Genomic DNA, 19,464 nt, shown 5'->3' on the forward strand with positions numbered 1-19,464 from the left:
CCGCCTAGAGGTGTCTCCCCATCCCAAAAAATGCGCAACACCTGTCAACTTTGACAGTATCACGTTTTGAGAAACCGGCGCTTAATCTGCCCAGGTCTTTTGACCGGGCAGAACGACAGGGTGCTCTGCAGTGTTGAGCCATGGGTTGGACTGCCAAATAAGTTTTGCAAGCCATGAAGCTGCTCATGGCTTAACTGAAACGGATTTGGAGAGACAAGCAATGGCAAGTTCATACCAGAAGCTGACTGCTGAGCAGGTGCGGGCTCGATACCATCAACGGTTCCTGGCAGACGATCTGCAGCCCCCTCGGATCGTGGATGCCCTTGATGCTGACGGCTTGATACACAGCAGCAAGCGTGATGCACCGTTGAAAGTGCATATTCCATTGTGGGATGGGCGCCCACCATTTCCAGGTGCGGATCCAAATGTACTGAGGATGGAGTGGAGGCCTTCCAGTTCAGAGCAATGGTTGCCTGTCGGTAATCCAGAGGAGGTTCCAGGTCCTGATGGCTTGCCTGATGACCGTTTCCCCCTGGAAAGGGAGATCCCACTTTTGATTTTCCGGGATTATGAAGGGGTATTTGAATTTCGTTACCGTGTGAAAAACTGGAATGACGGGAGCGAAAGAGAATCCCCAGAGGTCCCGGTCACTATCGACAGAACGGGGCCGGTCTGGGTAGATCCGCTAAAAGCCATGATCGATATCGTTGAAAAACCCGTGATCACTGATGCTGTTTTAGCACGCGATAACGGTGTCTTTTGCATCATCCCGGATTTTATAGAAGCGAACAGGCCTGAGGTATCGGTTAGCGTTGTCTGGATGACCAGGCCGCCTTTGCCGACGGAGGATATTACCGATTTTATCGTGTATACCGGTCTGCTTCCCGCAGATCGCGAAGTGCTGGTGCCCGCAGACGTCGTCAGGGGGTATGGCTCGACCACCCAGTACGCGGTGGCCATCCTGTTCGACAAGGCAGGTAACCGTGGTGAAAGGTCGCTACCCGCTACGGTGCCGGTTGCGTTGGGTTCACTGCCTACAGGACTCCATCCTTGCACCGTGCCTCTGGCCGAAGACGCCGAAAGGCTGATTGATCGGGCCGATGCGGCTTTTCCAACCAGGGTACATATCGAGGAATACACCGGGTGGCTCCACAACCATGGCGTCCAGATCCGCTGGGGGGGGCAAATCCTCGCCCGGACGTCCGTCGGCTCACACGGCGGGTTCCCATTAAAAATTGCGGTGCCCTGGCCCCGCATGTCACAAGAGTACGACTTTGATTCGGCCACGCATGTGCAACCTGTCGCTGTCGATTACAAGATTCTGGTAGGCGATTAGGCAAGACGAAATACTCAATCGTGGTTCGCGGTACGGACGTGCCGTCTCAAACGGTCCAAGCGTACATTGCCGTATTTGAAGCTGACGGCTCGGGCAACGACCACTGCCGTATTCCCAGACCTTAAGTCGTTCGATGGCAGGCAGCAGGAAGAGCGTTTCTTCCTGCTGCCTGTGATTGAGTGCGGCCGCACTTCGGATAAGTCCTACAGACGCATCTGCGAATTCTGAATAACGTTGCCACCCCGGTTTGTAGGGCAAAGGCATTAGCCCTGACGAACTCCAGCACAATGACGGTGTGGTCCTTGATGAACGCTAAACGAACCTTTGCCTTACAACCTCTGTCGGCATCCTTGAAATGGATGACGCTGCTGCCGCTGTTGCTGGCCAGTACTCAGTCCCTGGCAAGAATCATCGATGGGGGCCCGCCGGTGGCGATTGACGGCAGCGTAGCTTCCGATGAGTACTTGTTGAGAAATGCCGCGAAGCTGACGGCCAACGGTGCGACCACTTACAACATACGGGCTGAAAGCCGTTTGAGCACGGCCGCAAGTTGCAGGAAGCGGTGACCCTCAATGGTAAAACCACCACGAACCGTGGCGCCCGTTACTCCATACGAAGCCAGTCGCAAATACAGCTATTTCCTTACCAGCGCTGTTGGCGAGCGGGCCTCGCAAACTGTTGTTGACGTGAAGGGAGTCGAAACCATCGCCTACCTGGATGGAAACAATCGGGTCATCCGTGAAATCCGCCGCGATGCCGATGCGCTGGGCGGCGACGCGACCGGGTACCGTGAAATTTATCGTGCGACCTACAACAACCTTGACCAACTGAGTCACGAGACTGTGATCGACTGGGAAAGAGCCAAAGATGTGCCGCTGACCAGCTTGTTCAAATATGACGACTGGGGTGAGTTGTGCAGTGAAGTGCGCCCCGATGGTGTCGAGGAGCATAAAGTCACTGACCCGATCAGCCGCACCGTCAGCCACTGGCTCGAAGGCATGGGTAAAACCGTCACGACCAATAACCTGTTCGACAAGCCCGACCGTATCGTGCGCATCAACCTGGCCGGTGAGACCATCAGCGAACACACCTACTATTACGATGGCATGGGGCGTTTGGTCGAGGAATACGACGCTGCAAACAACCGTACACGCTATGAGTACGACGCTTTCGACCGGATGATAAGGACAATATTGCCGGACGGTAGCGTTGTCGAACGCGAGTACGCGCCGCACAGTAGTGAAGACTTGCCGGTGAAGATCAGTGTCAACGACGCCGTACTGGGCACGCGAAGATACGACGGAATCGATCGCTTGGTCGTGTCGATCACCGGCGGGAGGCAAACTGACTACAGTTACGATCCGGGTCAGAGCCAACCCAGTAAGGTCAAGCGCCCCACGGGGCTGGAAACCGGCTATGTCTACGTGCCCGCCCTGGGCGAAGATCCGCAGAAGCGCATCGCACAGGAAAGCACCGCCATCTTCGATTACGATCCCCAGAACGCGCGTCTGAGCAAAACTGAAGAAGTGGACCCGGACGGTATCATGCATACCCTCAAACGTGAGTATTTCAGTACGGGTGAAATCAAGAGCGAAAGCCGCGGACAGGGTGACGAAGTGCCGCTGGAAATGTTTTATGAATACAGTCGTCAGGCGCGCCTGCTCAGTTACAAAGACGTCCTGAAGCAAGTCCAGGAGTATGAGTACAACGAACGTGCGCAATTGATTTGCACAAGCCTGGGCACAACGCGCTCGACGTTCGCCTATAACGACCAGGCGCAGCTCGAGTCCATTTTAACCATTGATGGATCGCAGCAACTCAAGACCGACCTCGAGTACGATGATTTTGGCCGCGAGATACTGCGTAGGTTCGACCTGGGCAATCAGGTCATTCAAACCTTGGAGCAGACCTATGATGAAGTCGACAGGCTTGTTCAGCGCACGCTGATGCAAGGCGTGCAAACGTTGCGGGACGAACGCTACGGTTACGACGAGCGCGGGCGGCTGGTCGATTACAGCTGCACCGGCAGCCAATGCCCCGAAGACCCTTATGGGAAGATCATCAAGGGGCAGATTTTTGGTTATGACGCGTTTGATAACATGGACTTCGTCGAGACCACGTTCGAGGGGGGGCGACATACCATCTATTTCGAGTATTTGAACGAGCTGGACCCTTGTCAGTTGACGGGCTTGACCAACCATTTGAATCCCGCCCTGCCAGACGATCCACTTTACCCAGCCAGAATCGACTTTTGCTATGACGCCGACGGTAACCTGCTGCGAGACGAAGTCGGTCGGAAGCTGGAGTATGACAGCCTGGGACGACTGATCAGGGTCTGTGCTCCATCCGGCGAATCGGGCACAGACTATCAATATGACTCGCTTGACGAACTGGGCGGGCTCGAAACGTCCAGCGGGAGCGAGCAGCGTTACTATAACCAAGGTAAATTGACCAACCAGATCAAATCCAAATCAGGCGACTCCAGTACGTTCTTCCACGCCGAGGGGATTGCGCTTGCAGAGCTCAAGGAAGGTGCTGGCCCAAAGTCCTGATGCTGGCCAATGATCAACAGAACACGGTGTTGTGTGAGTTGAGCCAGGATGGACGTAAAGAAAGCGCGTATTCAGCGTATGGCCATCGTGCCGATGATGCGGCGATCCATAGTCGGCTTGCTTACAACGGCGAACTACGTGAACCGCAAAACAATTGTTATGTGTTGGGCAATGGCTACCGGGTGTTTAATCCGGTGTTGATGCGGTTTCACAGCGCGGATAGTTGGAGTCCGTTTTGGTTGGGGGGATTGAACGCTTATACCTACTGCCGCGGGAATCCGATCAGCTTCAGGGATGATTCAGGGCATGTCTCATTTTCAAAATTCTTGTTGGTGTTCATGAGCGGCGTCGGTGACGATATGGCTCGGACGGGCATGAATCCGCGTCCTGGTGGATCCGTTGGCTCCTTAGGACGACCTGTTCAGTCCGGTAGCTTGTTTTCGGGAAGCAGAGCACCAGCCAGCGGCGCTATGGAAAATGTCACAGAAAACTTGGGGGCGCTTAAGTTGTCTGGTCGCACTTCAAGGACACCTCCTCGGCAAACGGCAAAACCGCGTGACCCGGCGCCGGACTACAGTTCTGATGAATCTGTCACTGGGGCTTCTGTAAATAAAGCACCTTCTGATGTACCCCGGCGGGCGAAGAGCAAGAAGCCGAGACTGATAGAGAATAACTATGAGCATAATAGGAAACACTTTCCAGAGGCTTATGACCGGGCGCTACAGCAGAGTATTCCAGGCGCAATTATAGAAAAACATAGAGACAAACCAGGAGCGTTCTGGGTGGCAGGTCCTAGGCAAACCGGGGTCGATCCGTTTTTTGGTGTGGCCAAGCGCAACATAATCGTACGTCTGCCTGATAGTCCCAGAGGGCCTAGAGACCGTTTCGGTTATAATGTGTAAAGGATGCTTGATCGACAGAGGCTTGAATGTATCCGCATTTCATGCGGATACATTCTAATCAACTACTTCGCAACCCACTCACCCGCGCAAACTCCACCAACCCACCGTCATGCACGAGCCCCAACTTGTCCATGGCGGTGCGTTTTTGCCTGCTGATGGTTTTTTCGCTGCGGTTCAGTCGCGCGGCAATCTGTCGTCCAGATAGTCCTTGGGCAAACAACCGGACTACTTCGATTTCCCGGTTCGACAGGTTTACTGATGGCGTGTTGGGGCCAAGGGGCGGCAAGGCGTGGGCATCGAGAATCCGGGCAAAAGCCGGGCAGAGGTATCGACGCCCGTTGGCGGTGGAAAAAACCGCCCGTTTCAACTCGCTCAAGGCACTGCGCTTGTCGAACAGACTATCCACACCGATGTTGAGCAAGGCTTGCAACAAGGCAGGGTTGCGCAACATGGTTATCACAATCACTGGCAGGGACGCGAATCGCCGCTTGAGATAACCCATCAATGCCAGCCCATCGGGAAGGCGCCCATAAGGCATCGCGTAGTCGCTGATCACCAGGTCACAGGGCGTGTGGTGCAGATGATGAATCAGCTCATCGGCATTTTCAGCCCTGGCGACAACTGAGCATGTGAAATCGGCGAAGGAGGAGAGAACCATTTCGATACCCGTCAATACGACCGGATGATCGTCGGCAATGATGATTCGCAGCCCTTTGTTTGGTCGGTGCCCATGGGACACTGGCGCATCGTCACAGGCACTGGCGTGGTAGAGGTCAAGCGGTCGTGATCGAGGTACGGGGTCCAAGCTCATGAATAGTCTCAACAGGGGTCAATGAAAGGCCGACCGCTGGAGAGACAGGGTTCAAGGTGACTGGATAAGACCTTGTTCCAGTGCCTTCACCATGGCAAGCCAGCGCGATCTCACGCCAAATTTCTTGCGAATGTTACAAAAGTGATAATTCACACCTGCCTCGCTGCATTGGCAGATTTGCGCGATTTCCCATGACGATTTGCCCATGGCTGTCCACTTCAAGCACTCCTGTTCCCGAGCCGTCAGCTTGATCGCTTCAGGTTGAGGGCACTCCGGCGATTGGAAAGTGGCCTGTGTGGGCGTTGATCGAACTGATCCGGTATTGGCACGGTACATAGTTGAATCTCCCATTCATCATCATTGACGGCGTGGGCGCGGCGGAATCTTCCTACATCTAGATGGCATGGTTCGCGCGGCCGTCCTTCAGGCACCTGATTCAGGGCTGGAGGCTCGACTTCCTTATAGCTCGAATCACCCCACTTGAAACCTGTCACAAATTACAGGTGGTGGACTTTAATCGGACTGCGCCGAGTTGGCTGTCAGCAAAAGAACCCAGTCATGTAGGAAGAGTTGCTGATTTCTGTTGCCTAACCCGTTCGTCGATTTCATCGAGGTAGTGGCGCGTGGCGCGATTTGAGATAGGGTTGACTCAGGAACTCGCGCGATTGGAGAACTACATGCGCTATTCAGGCTTGACCCAACGCATCGCCGGAGATGGCGCTGCGGCCTGGCAGATTCACGACCGCGCACTGCAAATGCGCGAACAAGGCGTCGACGTACTGCTGCTGTCGGTCGGCGACCCGGATTTCGATACACCCAGCCCCATCGTCCAGGCCGCCATCAACAGTTTGCTGGCGGGCGACACCCATTACTCGCAGGTGCGCGGAAGTCGGGGTTTGCGCGACAGCATTGCCCGCCGTCATCAGCGTCGAAGTGGTCAAGTGGTGGATGCCGATCACGTGATCGTGATGCCTGGTGCGCAATGCGCGGTGTACTCCGTCGCGCAGTGCCTGCTCGATCCAGGCGACGAAGTGATCGTTGCCGAGCCGATGTACGTAACGTATGAGGGCGTATTCGGCGCGTGCGGGGCCACCGTGGTGCCGGTAGGGGTGCGTCCGGAGAACGGCTTTCGGGTCGATCCGGCGGATGTGGCGGCCCGCATCACCCCCAAGACCCGCGCGCTGTTGCTCAACAGCCCGAACAACCCTTCCGGAGCCAGTTTGTCGCTGATGATCTGGCAGGAGCTGGCCTTGCTGTGTGTGCGTCACGATCTTTGGTTGATCAGCGATGAGGTCTACGGTGATCTGCTGTACGAGGGCGAACACATCAGTCCGGCCAGCCTGCCGGGCATGGCCGAGCGCACCGCGACCATCGACAGCCTGTCCAAATCCCACGCCATGAGCGGCTGGCGAGTGGGTTGGGTGATCGGGCCGAAAACCTTGAACGACCACCTGGAACATCTTTCGTTGAGCATGCTGTTTGGCATTCCGGAGTTCGTTCAGAAGGCGGCGCAACTGGCGCTGGATGCAGACCTGCCGGAGGTGGCGTTTATGCGCGATGAATATCGCCGGCGCCGCGACCTGGTGTGTACCAGCCTGAACCAATGCCCGGGTATTCGGGCCATTCGCCCGGACGGCGGGATGTTCGTAATGGCCGACGTGCGCCAGACCGGGTTGTCCGCCCAGCATTTCGCCGAGCGACTGCTGGAGGGGTATGGTGTGTCAGTACTGGCGGGTGAGGCGTTCGGACCGAGTGCGGCAGGGCATATTCGTATTGGCCTGGTGGTGGATCAGCGCAAGCTGGCGGATGCCTGTCGGCGGATTGGGCAGTGCGCCATGGACCTTCTGGAGGCGCGGCGGGCCTGACAGTTTTTTGTTGTTCGGGCCGGCCCCTTCGCGGGCAAGCCCGCTCCCACAGAGTATCTGCGGTGGTAAACAGACCCCCTGTGGGAGCGGGCTTGCCCGCGAAGACTGCCTGACTGACAACTAATTTCTCAAGCCTTCCACGCCCGCCCATTCACCAAATTAGCCGGCCGTTCACCCGCCAACGCCGCCAACAGATTATCCACCGCGCACCGCGCCATCGCCTCCCGTGTTTCATGGGTCGCCGAGCCCATGTGCGGCGTTGCCACCACGTTGTCCATCTGCAACAACGGCGAGTCGAGGTGCAGCGGTTCACGCTCGAACACATCCAGCCCCGCCGCGCGAATCTGCCCCGTATGCAATGCCTGAATCAGCGCCGCTTCATCCACCACCTTGCCTCGTGAAATATTGATGAAGATGGTCTCGGGACGCATCAGCGCAAACTGGTCAGCGCCGATGAGCCCTTCAGTATCCGAGGTCAGCGGCAAGGTCAGGCATACGAAATCGGCCTGCTGCAGCAATTCCGGCAGGCTGCGGTACTGAGCGTTGAAGCGCTGTTGCGCTGCCGGTTTCGGCGAGTGGCTGTGATAGATCACCGGCATGCCAAAGCCGAAATGCCCACGCTGGGCCAGTGCCTCGCCGATACGGCCCATGCCAATGATGCCCAGGGTTTTGCCATGCACGTCGCTGCCGAAATGCGCGGGGCCGAGGTTACGGGTCCAACGGCCTTCGCGAACCATATTGGCCAGTTCCACCACGCGTCGAGCGGTGGCGAGAATCAACGCAAAACCGGTATCGGCGGTGGTTTCGGTGAGCACGTCCGGTGTGTTGCTGAGCAGGATGCGGCGCTCGGTCAGGTAGTCGATGTCGTAGTTGTCGACGCCCACCGAGACGCTGGCGATGGCTTCAAGGTCGGGGGCCAGGTCGAGCAGTTCGGCATCCAGCTTCAGACTGGCACCGAGCAGGCCGTGAGCGCGGGGCAGGGCATCGCGCAATCGGGCCAGGCCATCGGCGTCGAGGTTCTCGATGAGCGTCACTTCGGCCTGCTCGTGCAAGCGAGCCATCAGCAGCGGCGAGAGTTTCTTGTACAGAACAACCTGCTTTTTCATTGTCGTCATCCAATTCAGGAATGTGCAGCGGGGCGGGTTAATGCGACCGTGGGCCGTTCCCGGTCGCTGGCGCCGGGCTTGAGGCAAATCGTCAGCACCACCGAGAGCATCAGCGCGCCGCTCATCAACAGGTAAGACGCGCCGGGCGAGCCGGTGGAGCTGTTCAGGTAACCGACCAGGTAGGAGCCGCCAAAGGAACCGAGGGCGCCCATGCTGTTGATCAGCGCCATCGCACCGCCGGCGACGTTGGCTGGGAGGATCTCCGGGATGATCGCGAAGAACGGTCCGTAAGGTGCGTACATGCAGGCCCCGGCAATCACCAGCAAGGTGTAGGACCACCAGAAATGTTCGGCGCCCAAGGCGTAGGAGCCATAGAAAGCGAATGAGGCGATCAGCAGCGGCGGCCAGACGAAGCGCTTGCGTTTTTGCAGTTTGTCCGAGCCCCAGGATACCAGCAGCATGCCGATCACCGCCGCCAGGTAAGGCAGCGCCGACAGCCAGCCGGCTTGCACCATGTCCATCTGCGCACCGGCCTTGAGGATCGACGGCAGCCACAGCACGAAGCCGTAGACGCCGATGCTCCAGCAGAAAAACTGCAGCGCCAGGAGGATGACTTTCGGCGAGCGGAAGGCTTCGGCGTAGTTCTTAACGGCCTTGATGCCTACTTGCTCGGCGGCCAGGGCGCTTTCCAGGTCCTGCTTTTCCTGGTCGTTGAGCCACTTGGCCTGGGACGGACGATCATCAGCCAGGCGCCACCAGATGAATGCCCACAGCACCGCCGGCAAACCTTCGACTATGAACATCCAGCGCCAGCTGTAATGTTGCACCAGATAACCCGAGACCACCGACATCCACAGCATGGTCACCGGGTTGCCGAGGATCAGGAAGGTGTTGGCCCGTGAGCGTTCGGCGCGGGTGAACCAATGGCACAGATAGATCAGCATGGCCGGCATCACTGCGGCCTCGACCACCCCAAGCATGAAGCGGATGACGATCAGCCAGTAGGCGTTGGAGACGATACCGGTCAAGGTTGCCAGACTGCCCCAGAGGATAAGGCTGACGAAAATCAGCTTCTTCACGCTGTGTTTCTGCGCATAGATCGCCCCCGGTACCTGGAAGAAAAAGTAGCCGAGGAAGAACAGCGCACCGAGCATCGACGACAGGCCCGGCGTGATCATCAGGTCGGCCGCCATGCCCGAGGCGGCGGCGAAGCCGTAGTTGGCGCGGTCCAGATACGCCAGGCTGTAGGTGATGAAGACAATGGGCATGATGTACCACCAGCGGCGGGTGGCGAGGGTTGCGGTTTTCATGGGTGGTGCTCCTGAGCTTGTTGTTTTTGTCGCAGCAGGTAACGGTGATCCTTCCCACGCTTCGCGTGGGAATGCCTCTAGGGACGCAGAGCGTCCCCTGTGACGCAGAGCGTCACGGGCTGCATTCCCACGCAGGAGCGTGGGAACGAGCGGTGAAAGGGGGAGGCAGTTCGGCGCGTGTAGGTAACCCCTCCATGTCCCCCCGGCTCTGCACCGCGCGGCTGCCAATCCAGTTGGCCCGCTGCACGGCGTCGGCAAAGCTGTGGTTTTCGAGCAGAGCACTGATCATGCCCACGGCAAATCCATCGCCGGCACCCACCGTATCGATCACTGTTTGCACCGGTACGCCAGCGACAAATCCCTGATCCTCTTGAGTGCGGTAGTAAGCGCCATGCGGACCGAGTTTGATCGCCACCGCCTCGGCGCCCTGATCGAGGTAGAACGCGGCGATGTCGGCCGGATCGTCGCAACCGGTGAGCAAGCGCCCCTCGCTCAGCCCCGGCAACACCCAATGGGCGAGCGCGGCGAGACGGTTAATCTCGCTGATCATCTGTTGCTCGCTGGCCCACAGGCTGGGGCGCAGGTTCGGATCGAACGATACGCTGCGGCCGGCCTCGCGCATGCGGGTCATCAATTCGAACGACATTTGCCGGGCGGTTTGCGACAGTGCTGGCGGGATGCCAGTGGCATGCAGGTGTCGGGCCTTGAGTAATTGGGGCACGATCGAGTGTGGTGACAGGTGACTGGCTGCCGAACCGCGGCGGAAATATTCGACGGCGGGGTCGCTGCCATCTTCGGTGCGCGACTTGAGCTGGAAACCGGTGGGGTGCGCGGTGTCGATGTCGACATGGCGGCAGTCCACGCCTTCCTTTTCCAGGGTATCGATCACGAAGCGGCCCAGTGAATCGGCACCGACCCGACTCAGCCATGCGACCTTGAAGCCCAGGCGCGACAGGCCGATGGCGACGTTGCTGTCCGCGCCGGCGATGCGTTTGTGAAACTGGCCGACGCTGGCCAGATCACCGGCCTGCTCGGCGACGAACATCGCCATGGTTTCGCCGAACGACAGGATATCGATCTCAGACATGTGCGTTCTCCCGCTGCGATTGGCCCAGGTGGGCGAGGGCGGCGACGTGTTCGCGGGTCAACTGCACCAGGTCATCGCCTTGCAACGGGTATTCCGCCGCGCGCATGACACCTTGGGCCATGTGCCGCAGCAGGTGTTCCCACTGTTGCAGGTCGCTGGCGGCGGGCGGGATGGCGACCAGTTTGCCGTCGGCGCGACGGGTCACCGCTTTGCAGTGCACATAGTCCACATGGCGTCCGAGCAATCGAGCAGCGCTCGTTGGCGACTGGTCCTGCCAGTGCCAATTGCCGATATCGAAGGTCATCCTGATCGGCAGGCTGTGCTGCTCGACCTGCGCGAAGAAGCGCTGGAAGGGCTCGATGCGACCACCATGCAGGGTCTGGTCGTTTTCCACCAGCAACTGCACGGCACTCTCGCTCAGCAGCCGGGCGAGGGTTTGCAGATCGCTGTTGTCGGTGAAATAGCCCAGCGACACTTTTAGCCATTTGGCGCCAAAAGCCAGGGCCCGCTGCAGGGCGGCAATCAGTTCAGGGTTGGGTTTGGGTTGACCCGCCAGCCACAGCTCAATCGGCGAGGAATAAACGCTCTCCAGACCCTCGGCTCGAGAAGCCATGGCCAGTAGAGCGGGGACCTCATTGGTCAGTAGCTCTTCGCGCCATTCAATGCGCGAGGCGCCGGCAGCGGCCAGTATTTCAATAAAACTGCCCTGGCCACGTTGGCGCACAAAATCGGCACCGTAGCTGGAGAGGCTGATGGAAACGGCGGGTGTATTCATTGTTTTTCTACCTCTGAAACCGGTTTCATTTTTGTTCAAAAAAAGGTGGTCCTGCTTGCCCGCGATGAGATCGGAACAATCACCGACGATCTCCAAGGGTCGACCCCCGCACAATCAATCGCGCCGAAAAATCCAGCGTCCGCACCGGACCGTCATCCCCGCGCAAACGCTTGAGTAAACATTCAAACGCAGTGGCGCCAATCTCGGTAGTCGGTTGGGCGAGGGCGGTAATGCCACTGCCCACCAGCGGGTACCAATCCAGGTCATCCAGGGCAAGCAGGCCCACGTCCTCGAACAGATTGCACCCAAGCTCACGCAATGAGTGGGTGCTGGCCAACGCCGCAATCCCGTTCGCGCAAAACAGCGCCTTGGGGCCGGGGCCAGGAGTGTCGAGGAAGGTTTTCAGATTCGCCGTCAGCTCGCTGCCGGTTTCGGTGATGGCCCCGCGGAGCGCAGGCCGCTGTTCGATTCGCGTCTTGAAGCTGCTGACCCGTTCGATCCGCGAACTGGTGCCGTCAAAAGGCTCAGTCACCAGCATCAGGTCGCGATAACCACGCTCTTCAAGATGGGCGAGGGCGATGTCGATCGCTGCCGGATTGTCCAGCCCGACCATGTCGCTCTCGAGGTGCTCGACCTTGCGATCCACCAGCACCAGGGGCATTTCCCGATGCAGTTCGTGCAATTGGTCGCGGTGATGGCCGAGGGTGTTCACGATCAGGCCTTCGATGTTGTACGAGCGCAGCAGCGCCAGGTGCTGGCGTTCCTGCTCGTCGTCGCGGTCGGTGTTGCACACCACCAGGCTGTAGCCGTGCTGACGGCAGGCGGTTTCTACCCCGTGCATCACGGCAATCGAATAGGGGTTGCGGATGTCGGCCACCAACATGCCGATCAGGCGCGTGCGGCCGCGCTTCAAGCCACGGGCCATCTGGTTCGGGCGGTAGCCCAGTTCGGCAATCGCCTGCTCGATGCGCAAGGCTATGGCATCGGACAGCAGGGCGCGGTCTTCGCCGATGAAGCGCGACACGCTGGCCTTGGAGACCTTGGCGTGTTCAGCGACATCAAGCATGGTCACGCGGCTACGCTGGGCGGCGGAAAAACTGTTCACGGGGCACGACCTTGTTCTTGGATTTATTGGGAGACAGCGGCTGTGAGATATCGCTGAAACCGGTTTCAGGAAACACCATTACGTAAGGATCGTCAAGAGGCCAGGCGAGATAATACCCCGGTAGCACAGCTGTAGCGTGCCGCCACTATCAGTTCTGTTAGTAGCGGTTGTGGAGAGAGAAGGCTTAAATGGCTTGCCATATGGACGCGGCAATTTTTGACGCTCCACCGCACATTCAAGATGTTCGCCAGTACTTGAGAGGGTATTTAGACCATGGACTCTTCAACTGAAATCGCGACGAGTTTAGACAACACGCAGGTGCGTAATTTGAGTAACCCGGGGCGAACGTTCAACGAGGCGTGGTTGACCTGGGAACCGCCCGTAGACTCCTCCTACCTGGTCGATTATGAGATTACTTGCCCAGGTCGGGACCCCGTTCGTACAGCGGACCTGGAATACACTGCTACGGGGCTGATGCCGGATCTCAACTACCTGTTCCAAGTGCAGCCAAAGCGGTCTCAGGGGGGGCCGGCGTCACCTGCATCGATCAGCATAATCACCCGTGACCGAGTGCCCCCGACTCGACCTCAAGGACTCAAACTTCGGCCGACGTCACCCGGTAAAGTGATGATTAGCTGGCGCGCGTCGCAAGATAACGTTGGCACGTCCCGCTACGAGATTCGCCGTAATGCAGAACCATGGAAGCCACATTATGCAAACGAGTATGCCACTGCCGAATTAGAGGCTACCGAAACCTTTGAAGTGCGGGCGATAGATGCCTCTGGCAACTACTCTGTGACAGCGCTACTACGTGGCAAGGATGAAACAGCGCCTACCCAGCCTACCGAGTTACAGGCTACTGAAATCACTCATGCCTCGGTCACCCTGGAGTGGGCTGCGTCCAGTGATGACAGCAGGGATGTCTTCTATGAAATTTCTTGCGACGACACCCCGATCGACATAGTCAGCGATACCCGGGCTGTCGTTACCGATTTGACCGCCATGAGGACCTATTTTTTCAAGGTGCGTGCTAGGGATGCTACCGGGAATGGTTTTGAATCAGACCCATTGACGGTCACTACACTAGACGAGACCGCACCTTCCAAGCCAATCAAACTCTCAATCGTGACTAATATAGGCAAAAGCGCTCTCCTCTGGCACCAGCCAACTGGTAACGTCGAGCTTAACGGCTATGAGGTTTATCGAAACGGAAATCTACTCGACAAAACCGACGATACGCTTCTTTTCCCTATCGACGTGACCGAACCCTATTCATTCAAAGTCCGCGCACTGGGCACCAATGGAAAAAATGCTGATTCGGACCCGCTGTCATCCGTAGAGAATCACCCCCCCAGCAAACCCGGCATTCCGCGAGCCACGCTCATCACCGACAACTCGGTGACCCTGGAGTGGGCGCCATCCACGGACAATGTGGTTGTGGTTGGATACCGTGTTTTTCTCAACAGCACGATGATGCCCCTGGTCGAAGATACGCGCTTTACCGCCCTCGGGTTGACTGAAGGCACTACGTATAGGTGCAGGGTACGCGCGCTGGATGCAAATGGAAATTATACCGATTCCGACACCCTGCCGGTCACTCCCACCAAACCAGACACGATAGCGCCCTCCAAACCCACTAACTTAAGAGCCACCACCATCACCGGCACCTCTGTCACTCTGGAGTGGACTGCATCCAGTGATAACGTCGGGGTTACCGGCTATGAGATCTTCCGTGGCAACAATAGGATCGACACAGCGAACGGCACCCGCTTCGTTGTCAACGGCTTGAGCCCAGGTACACCCTATGTTTTCAAGGTGCGCGCGATGGATGCCGCCGGCAACGGTACCGACTCCGATCCGCTGCCAGTCACCACCACCAAACCAGACACGACAGCGCCCTCCAAACCCACTAACTTGAGAGTCATCCCATTCAGCGGCAGCTCCGTGTTCCTGGCATGGGATGCCGCCGTTGATGATGTTGGGGTTAAACATTATGAGATCTACCGCAACAATATCTACTACACCACAGAACCCGGCACGCAAGTTCTTGTGATGGATCTGGCGGGGGGGACTACCTACCTATTCGAAGTGCGGGCTGTGGATGCTGCTTCAAACACTGGCGAGTTTGAATGGATTTTGTTTACGAATCCCGGTTCGGATACCTTGCCGCCGAGCAGACCGGGCAACTTAAGAGCCTTCGAGATCACCAGCAACGCCGCTCGCCTTTCGTGGTCCCCTTCGACAGACAACGTTGCGGTGACTGGGTATGAGATATGGCACTTGCAGGAGCGGATTGATACGGTGCCCAACCTGCAATATCTCGTCACCAATCTGAACGCTTCCACCACCTACACCCTCAGGGTGTACGCTGTGGATGCTGCCGGGAACCGCTCGGAACCGAATAGTGTTGAGGTGACCACGCTCGTGAGCAATGGCCCGACCAATCTGACATTTGCGCGGACCGGCAGCACTGTCGGACTTCTCAAATGGGAACCTCCCGTTGATAGTAGCGGCGTCATCGGTTATCAGGTTACACAAGATCGATTCATCCTCGAAGATTCTCCCCATACCTTCTACCCGTTCTTTAATTTGACGCCCGGTGTAACGCACTTCTTCGAGGTGCGAGCGAACCGCAATGGAACGTATTCGGATCCTGTTCACATCAGTGGCTGAACCGCCTCAGCCGAATAACCCCGCCGCGATATTGATCGAAAACCCCAATATCGCGGTGTTGAACACAAAACCAATCAACGACTGCGCCAGTACGATTTTGCGCATTCCCCGCGTTGCAACCCCAACATCGGCGGTTTGAACTGCAACGCCGATGGTGAACGAGAAATACAGGAAGTCCCAATAATTGGGCGTCGTCAAACCTTCGGCAAACCGCAACGCCGGGTCTTTGCCGTTCCAGGTGTAGAACAGGCGCGCGTAGTGCACGCTGAAAATCACCCCGATCAGCAACCATGAACCGATGACAGTCAATGCTGTGAAGCCGTAGTGCAGCAGCTTGCGGGAGGTTTCCAGGTCTTTGCTGCCGGCCAGTTCGAAGGCGATGGTTGCCAGGCTGGCAATCGCTGCGATGCACACCACAAACAGCACCAGCGCGGCGTTTTCGTCTTCGATATCGGCGATGCGTTTCACATCGGTCGCCTTGGAGCGCAAGGTGAGCCAGAACATCAGCAGCAGATAGGTCCAGACCCCGACGTTCCAGCCGATAAGGATTTTGCTGATGATCGAGTCGGCCGGAACCAGGATGCCTACCGCGATGCCGAAGGTGGTGGCGGCGGACAGGCGAGGGTGGGTGTGGGTGAGGTAGGGCATGGAGGCTCACTGTGGCGGGGCGTCAGTGCACCATAGCGCAGGAAATTTGTAGGAGCGAGCATGCTCCGGGCGGCGTTCCGACGATGGTCGTCAAAGATGACGCGGGGAGCCTGATACCCAGAGGCGTTCTTGAGTTCATCGTCGGAACGCCGCGCGGAGCATGCTCGCTCCTACAGGGGGGGTGTCGGTTAACGATCTTTATGGCGTTTGCGCACCCGCTTCATCACCACCACAAAAAACACCGGCACGAAGATCACCGCCAGGGTCGCGGTGATCATTCCGCCGATTACCCCGGTACCGATGGCCTGCTGGCTGGCAGAACTGGCGCCGGTCGCGATCGCCAACGGCACCACGCCGAGGATGAACGCCAGCGAGGTCATGACGATAGGCCGCAGGCGCAAGCGTGCGGCTTGCAGGGAGGCGTCGATCAAGTCGTGGCCTTCGTCGTACAGGCTCTTGGCGAATTCGATGATCAGGATCGCGTTTTTCGCCGACAGGCCGATGATGGTAATCAGCCCGACCTTGAAGAACACATCGTTGGGCATGCCGCGCAGTGTCACCGCGAGCACTGCGCCGAGTACACCCAGCGGCACCACCAGCAACACCGAGGTCGGGATCGACCAGCTCTCGTACAACGCCGCCAGGCACAGGAACACGACCAACAGTGACAAACCGAGCAGGATCGGCGCCTGGCTGCCGGACAAGCGCTCTTGCAACGACAGCCCTGTCCACTCCTGGCCCAATCCGGCCGGTCCTTGCGCCACCAGCCGTTCGATTTCCGCCATGGCCTGGCCGGTGCTGTGACCGGGTGTCGGTTCGCCGGAAATGCTGATCGCCGGATAACCGTTGTAACGGGTCAGTTGCGCCGGGCCCTGGGTCCATTCGGCCTGGGTGAAGGCCGACAAAGGCACCATTTTTCCGTCGTTGTTGCGTACGTGAATCTTCAGCAGATCGGCGACCTGGCTGCGTTGATCGCCCTCAGACTGAACCACCACCCGTTGCATCCGTCCCTGATTGGGAAAGTCATTGATGTACGTCGAACCAATCGCGGTGGAGAGCACGCTGCCGATGTCGGCAAACGACACGCCCAACGCGTTGGCCTGCTGACGGTCGACGACCAACCGCACTTGCGGCGCTTCGGCCAGGGCGCTTTCGCGCACGTTCATCAGCACCGGGCTCTTTTCAGCGGCTGCGAGCAATTCACTGCGTGCCTGCATCAGCGCGGCATGGCCGAGGCCGCCGCGATCCTGTAAGCGAAACTCGAAGCCACTGGACGTGCCCAGGCCATCGACGGGTGGCGGCAGTACCGAAAACGCCATGGCATCCTTGATCTGGCTGAGGGCAGCGTTGGCCCGGTCGGCAATCGCAGCGGCCGAGTCCTTGACGCCTCTATCGGACCAATCCTTCAACGTGCTGAACGCCAGCGCCGCGTTCTGGCCACTGCCGGAGAAGCTGAAACCGAGAATGACCACGCTGTCGCTGATGCCCGGTTCGCCGGCATTGTGCGCTTCGATCTCCTCGACCACCTGCACCGTACGGTGCTTGCTCGCGCCGGGTGGCAATTGAATGTCGGTGATGGTGTAGCCCTGGTCTTCCACCGGCAGGAACGAGGAGGGCAGGCGCATGAAACACACGCCCAGGGCCACCAGTAGTACCGCGTAGATCAACAGGTAACGCCCGGTGCGCTGCAATGCATAGGCAACCCAGCCCTGATAACGCTCGGTAAGTCGCTCGAAGCGGCGGTTGAACCCGCCAAAGAATCCGCTCTTCTCGTGGTGTGCGCCTTGGGCAATCGGTTTGAGCAAGGTTGCGCACAGCGCCGGGGTCAAGGTCAGGGCGAGGAAGGCCGAGAACAGGATCGAGGTGGCCATCGACAGCGAGAACTGTTGGTAGATCACCCCGACCGAACCCGGCATGAAGGCCATCGGAATGAACACCGCCACCAGCACCAGGGTGATGCCGATGATCGCCCCGGTGATCTGCTTCATCGCCTTGCGGGTCGCCTCCCTGGGCGACAGGCCTTCGCTGGCCATGATCCGCTCGACGTTTTCCACCACGACGATCGCGTCATCCACCAGGATACCGATGGCCAGCACCATGCCGAACATGGTCAGCACGTTGATGGAAAACCCCAGGGCCAACATGGTCGCGAAGGTGCCCATCAGCGCCACTGGCACCACCAGCGTGGGTATCAGGGTGTAGCGGATGTTCTGCAGGAACAGGAACATCACCGCGAACACCAGCAGCATCGCCTCGCCGAGGGTGTAGACCACCTTGGTGATCGAGACCTTGACGAAAGGCGAGGTGTCGTAAGGAATCGTGTACTGGACGCCTGCGGGGAAGTACCGCGACAGTTCATCCATCTTGGCCCGCACCAGGGTTGCGGTGTTCAGGGCATTGGCCCCCGGCGACAACTGGACGCCGACGGCGGTTGATGGCTTGCCGTTCAGGCGCGTGGAGAATTGGTAGTCCTGACTGCCGATCTCGACCCGCGCGACATCGCCGATGCGCACCGTGGAACCATCAGGGTTGGCCTTGAGCACGATGGCGGCAAACTCTTCAGGGCTCGACAGCTGGCCTTTGACCAGGATGGTCGCGGTGATTTCCTGAGTCGCGCGGCTCGGCAAGTCGCCAATGCTGCCGGCCGAGACCTGGGCGTTTTGCGCGACGATGGCGGCGTTGACATCCGCCGGGGTCAGGTTGAAACCGATCAACTTGCGCGGGTCGATCCAGATGCGCATGGCGCGCTCGGCGCCATACAACTGCGCCTTGCCGACGCCGTCGAGGCGCTTGATCTCGTTCATCACGTTGCGTGCCAGGTAGTCGCTGAGCGCCACGTCGTCGAGCTTGCCGTCGCTTGAGGTGAGGGCAATCAACAGCAGGAAGCCGGCGGACACTTTTTCCACCTGCAAGCCTTGCTGGTTCACCGCTTGCGGCAGGCGCGACTCCACCACCTTGAGGCGATTCTGCACGTCGACCTGGGCCATTTCCGGATCGGTGCCCGGCTGGAAGGTGGCCTTGATCGTGGCGCTGCCCAGGCTGCTCTGCGATTCGAAGTACAACAGATGGTCGGCGCCATTGAGTTCTTCCTCGATCAGGCTGACCACGCTTTCGTCCACGGTCTGTGCTGACGCACCGGGGTACACGGCATAGATTTCGATTTGCGGCGGTGCGACGTTGGGGTACTGCGCCACCGGCAACTGCGTGATGGCCAGGGCACCGGCCAACAGGATGAACAGGGCGACCACCCAGGCGAACACCGGGCGATCGATAAAGAACTGCGGCATAAACAAG

Annotated in this window: 15 protein-coding genes; 6 read left to right on the forward strand and 9 right to left on the reverse strand. The window is 58.6% G+C overall.

Annotated elements, in window-relative coordinates; translation table 11 throughout:
- Positions 1-220: 220 nt before the first annotated feature.
- From QLG10_RS01790 to QLG10_RS01805, 4 genes are all read left to right on the forward strand, one after another.
- Positions 221-1,336: a hypothetical protein gene (locus QLG10_RS01790; RefSeq protein WP_188264522.1), complete on the forward strand. Its 1,116-nt coding sequence runs from the start codon at positions 221-223 to the stop codon at positions 1,334-1,336.
- Positions 1,337-1,641: 305 nt separating this feature from the next.
- Positions 1,642-1,902 carry a hypothetical protein gene (locus tag QLG10_RS01795; protein ID WP_282485314.1) on the forward strand — a complete coding sequence of 87 codons (261 nt, stop codon included), beginning with the start codon at positions 1,642-1,644 and terminating at the stop codon, positions 1,900-1,902.
- Positions 1,903-1,908: 6 nt separating this feature from the next.
- Complete coding sequence (locus QLG10_RS01800) at positions 1,909-3,888, forward strand: RHS repeat protein (RefSeq protein ID WP_282485315.1); 1,980 nt, start codon at positions 1,909-1,911, stop codon at positions 3,886-3,888.
- Entirely contained in the window at positions 3,888-4,790 is a 903-nt protein-coding gene (locus tag QLG10_RS01805) for an RHS repeat-associated core domain-containing protein (RefSeq protein WP_110747677.1), read from the forward strand. Before QLG10_RS01800 ends, QLG10_RS01805 begins: the two co-directional genes overlap by 1 nt.
- Before the next feature lie 58 nt (positions 4,791-4,848).
- On the opposite strand, the gene QLG10_RS01810 is transcribed toward QLG10_RS01805, so the two are convergent.
- Both QLG10_RS01810 and QLG10_RS01815 read right to left on the reverse strand, forming a co-directional pair.
- Positions 4,849-5,601, reverse strand: coding sequence for a response regulator transcription factor (locus tag QLG10_RS01810; protein WP_110747674.1), 753 nt, complete (start codon positions 5,599-5,601; stop codon positions 4,849-4,851).
- A gap of 51 nt (positions 5,602-5,652) precedes the next feature.
- Complete coding sequence (locus tag QLG10_RS01815; protein ID WP_110747671.1) at positions 5,653-5,937, reverse strand: helix-turn-helix transcriptional regulator; 285 nt, start codon at positions 5,935-5,937, stop codon at positions 5,653-5,655.
- A gap of 341 nt (positions 5,938-6,278) precedes the next feature.
- On the opposite strand from QLG10_RS01815, the gene QLG10_RS01820 reads away from it, so the two are divergent.
- A complete protein-coding gene (locus tag QLG10_RS01820; protein WP_110747669.1) occupies positions 6,279-7,466 on the forward strand; it encodes an aminotransferase class I/II-fold pyridoxal phosphate-dependent enzyme in 1,188 nt (395 codons plus the stop codon).
- 128 nt (positions 7,467-7,594) lie between these two features.
- Here QLG10_RS01820 and QLG10_RS01825 read toward each other — a convergent pair whose 3' ends face one another.
- From QLG10_RS01825 to QLG10_RS01845, 5 genes are all read right to left on the reverse strand, one after another.
- Entirely contained in the window at positions 7,595-8,572 is a 978-nt protein-coding gene (locus tag QLG10_RS01825; RefSeq protein WP_110747666.1) for a D-glycerate dehydrogenase, read from the reverse strand.
- Positions 8,573-8,586: 14 nt separating this feature from the next.
- On the reverse strand, positions 8,587-9,882 hold the full coding sequence (locus tag QLG10_RS01830) for an MFS transporter (protein ID WP_110747663.1): 1,296 nt from the start codon (positions 9,880-9,882) through the stop codon (positions 8,587-8,589).
- Between the two features lie 112 nt (positions 9,883-9,994).
- The gene (locus QLG10_RS01835) at positions 9,995-10,969 is read right to left on the reverse strand and encodes a sugar kinase (protein ID WP_188264520.1); all 975 of its coding nucleotides are present in this window, start codon (positions 10,967-10,969) and stop codon (positions 9,995-9,997) included.
- Positions 10,962-11,744 carry a sugar phosphate isomerase/epimerase gene (locus tag QLG10_RS01840; RefSeq protein ID WP_248678126.1) on the reverse strand — a complete coding sequence of 261 codons (783 nt, stop codon included), beginning with the start codon at positions 11,742-11,744 and terminating at the stop codon, positions 10,962-10,964. The genes QLG10_RS01835 and QLG10_RS01840 overlap by 8 nt, the downstream gene beginning before the upstream one ends.
- Positions 11,745-11,823: 79 nt before the next feature.
- Positions 11,824-12,849 (reverse strand): LacI family DNA-binding transcriptional regulator, encoded by a 1,026-nt coding sequence (locus QLG10_RS01845; RefSeq protein WP_282485316.1) that lies wholly within the window; start codon positions 12,847-12,849, stop codon positions 11,824-11,826.
- Between the two features lie 627 nt (positions 12,850-13,476).
- On the opposite strand from QLG10_RS01845, the gene QLG10_RS01850 reads away from it, so the two are divergent.
- Positions 13,477-15,522: a fibronectin type III domain-containing protein gene (locus tag QLG10_RS01850; protein WP_282485317.1), complete on the forward strand. Its 2,046-nt coding sequence runs from the start codon at positions 13,477-13,479 to the stop codon at positions 15,520-15,522.
- Positions 15,523-15,528: 6 nt separating this feature from the next.
- On the opposite strand, the gene QLG10_RS01855 is transcribed toward QLG10_RS01850, so the two are convergent.
- Together QLG10_RS01855 and QLG10_RS01860 are read right to left on the reverse strand one after the other, a co-directional pair.
- A complete protein-coding gene (locus tag QLG10_RS01855; protein WP_110747649.1) occupies positions 15,529-16,170 on the reverse strand; it encodes a DUF1345 domain-containing protein in 642 nt (213 codons plus the stop codon).
- A 188-nt stretch (positions 16,171-16,358) separates the two neighbouring features.
- A complete protein-coding gene (locus QLG10_RS01860; RefSeq protein WP_282485318.1) occupies positions 16,359-19,457 on the reverse strand; it encodes an efflux RND transporter permease subunit in 3,099 nt (1,032 codons plus the stop codon).
- Positions 19,458-19,464 lie beyond the last annotated feature (7 nt).

Origin of the sequence: Pseudomonas sp. V98_8 (genome assembly GCF_029967975.1) — a bacterium.
Classification (GTDB): Bacteria; Pseudomonadota; Gammaproteobacteria; order Pseudomonadales; family Pseudomonadaceae; genus Aquipseudomonas; species Aquipseudomonas umsongensis.

Excerpts from the sequence above, each read along its gene's own strand:
- QLG10_RS01795 (WP_282485314.1), top strand. The coding sequence starts at position 1,642 with ATGAACGCTAAACGAACCTTTGCCTTACAACCTCTGTCGGCATCCTTG.
- QLG10_RS01850 (WP_282485317.1), top strand. The coding sequence starts at position 13,477 with ATGATTAGCTGGCGCGCGTCGCAAGATAACGTTGGCACGTCCCGCTAC.
- QLG10_RS01815 (WP_110747671.1), bottom strand. The coding sequence starts at position 5,937 with ATGTACCGTGCCAATACCGGATCAGTTCGATCAACGCCCACACAGGCC.
- QLG10_RS01860 (WP_282485318.1), bottom strand. The coding sequence starts at position 19,457 with ATGCCGCAGTTCTTTATCGATCGCCCGGTGTTCGCCTGGGTGGTCGCC.
- QLG10_RS01805 (WP_110747677.1), top strand. The coding sequence starts at position 3,888 with ATGCTGGCCAATGATCAACAGAACACGGTGTTGTGTGAGTTGAGCCAG.
- QLG10_RS01820 (WP_110747669.1), top strand. The coding sequence starts at position 6,279 with ATGCGCTATTCAGGCTTGACCCAACGCATCGCCGGAGATGGCGCTGCG.
- QLG10_RS01855 (WP_110747649.1), bottom strand. The coding sequence starts at position 16,170 with ATGCCCTACCTCACCCACACCCACCCTCGCCTGTCCGCCGCCACCACC.
- QLG10_RS01810 (WP_110747674.1), bottom strand. The coding sequence starts at position 5,601 with ATGAGCTTGGACCCCGTACCTCGATCACGACCGCTTGACCTCTACCAC.
- QLG10_RS01825 (WP_110747666.1), bottom strand. The coding sequence starts at position 8,572 with ATGAAAAAGCAGGTTGTTCTGTACAAGAAACTCTCGCCGCTGCTGATG.
- QLG10_RS01835 (WP_188264520.1), bottom strand. The coding sequence starts at position 10,969 with ATGTCTGAGATCGATATCCTGTCGTTCGGCGAAACCATGGCGATGTTC.
- QLG10_RS01840 (WP_248678126.1), bottom strand. The coding sequence starts at position 11,744 with ATGAATACACCCGCCGTTTCCATCAGCCTCTCCAGCTACGGTGCCGAT.
- QLG10_RS01790 (WP_188264522.1), top strand. The coding sequence starts at position 221 with ATGGCAAGTTCATACCAGAAGCTGACTGCTGAGCAGGTGCGGGCTCGA.
- QLG10_RS01830 (WP_110747663.1), bottom strand. The coding sequence starts at position 9,882 with ATGAAAACCGCAACCCTCGCCACCCGCCGCTGGTGGTACATCATGCCC.
- QLG10_RS01800 (WP_282485315.1), top strand. The coding sequence starts at position 1,909 with ATGGTAAAACCACCACGAACCGTGGCGCCCGTTACTCCATACGAAGCC.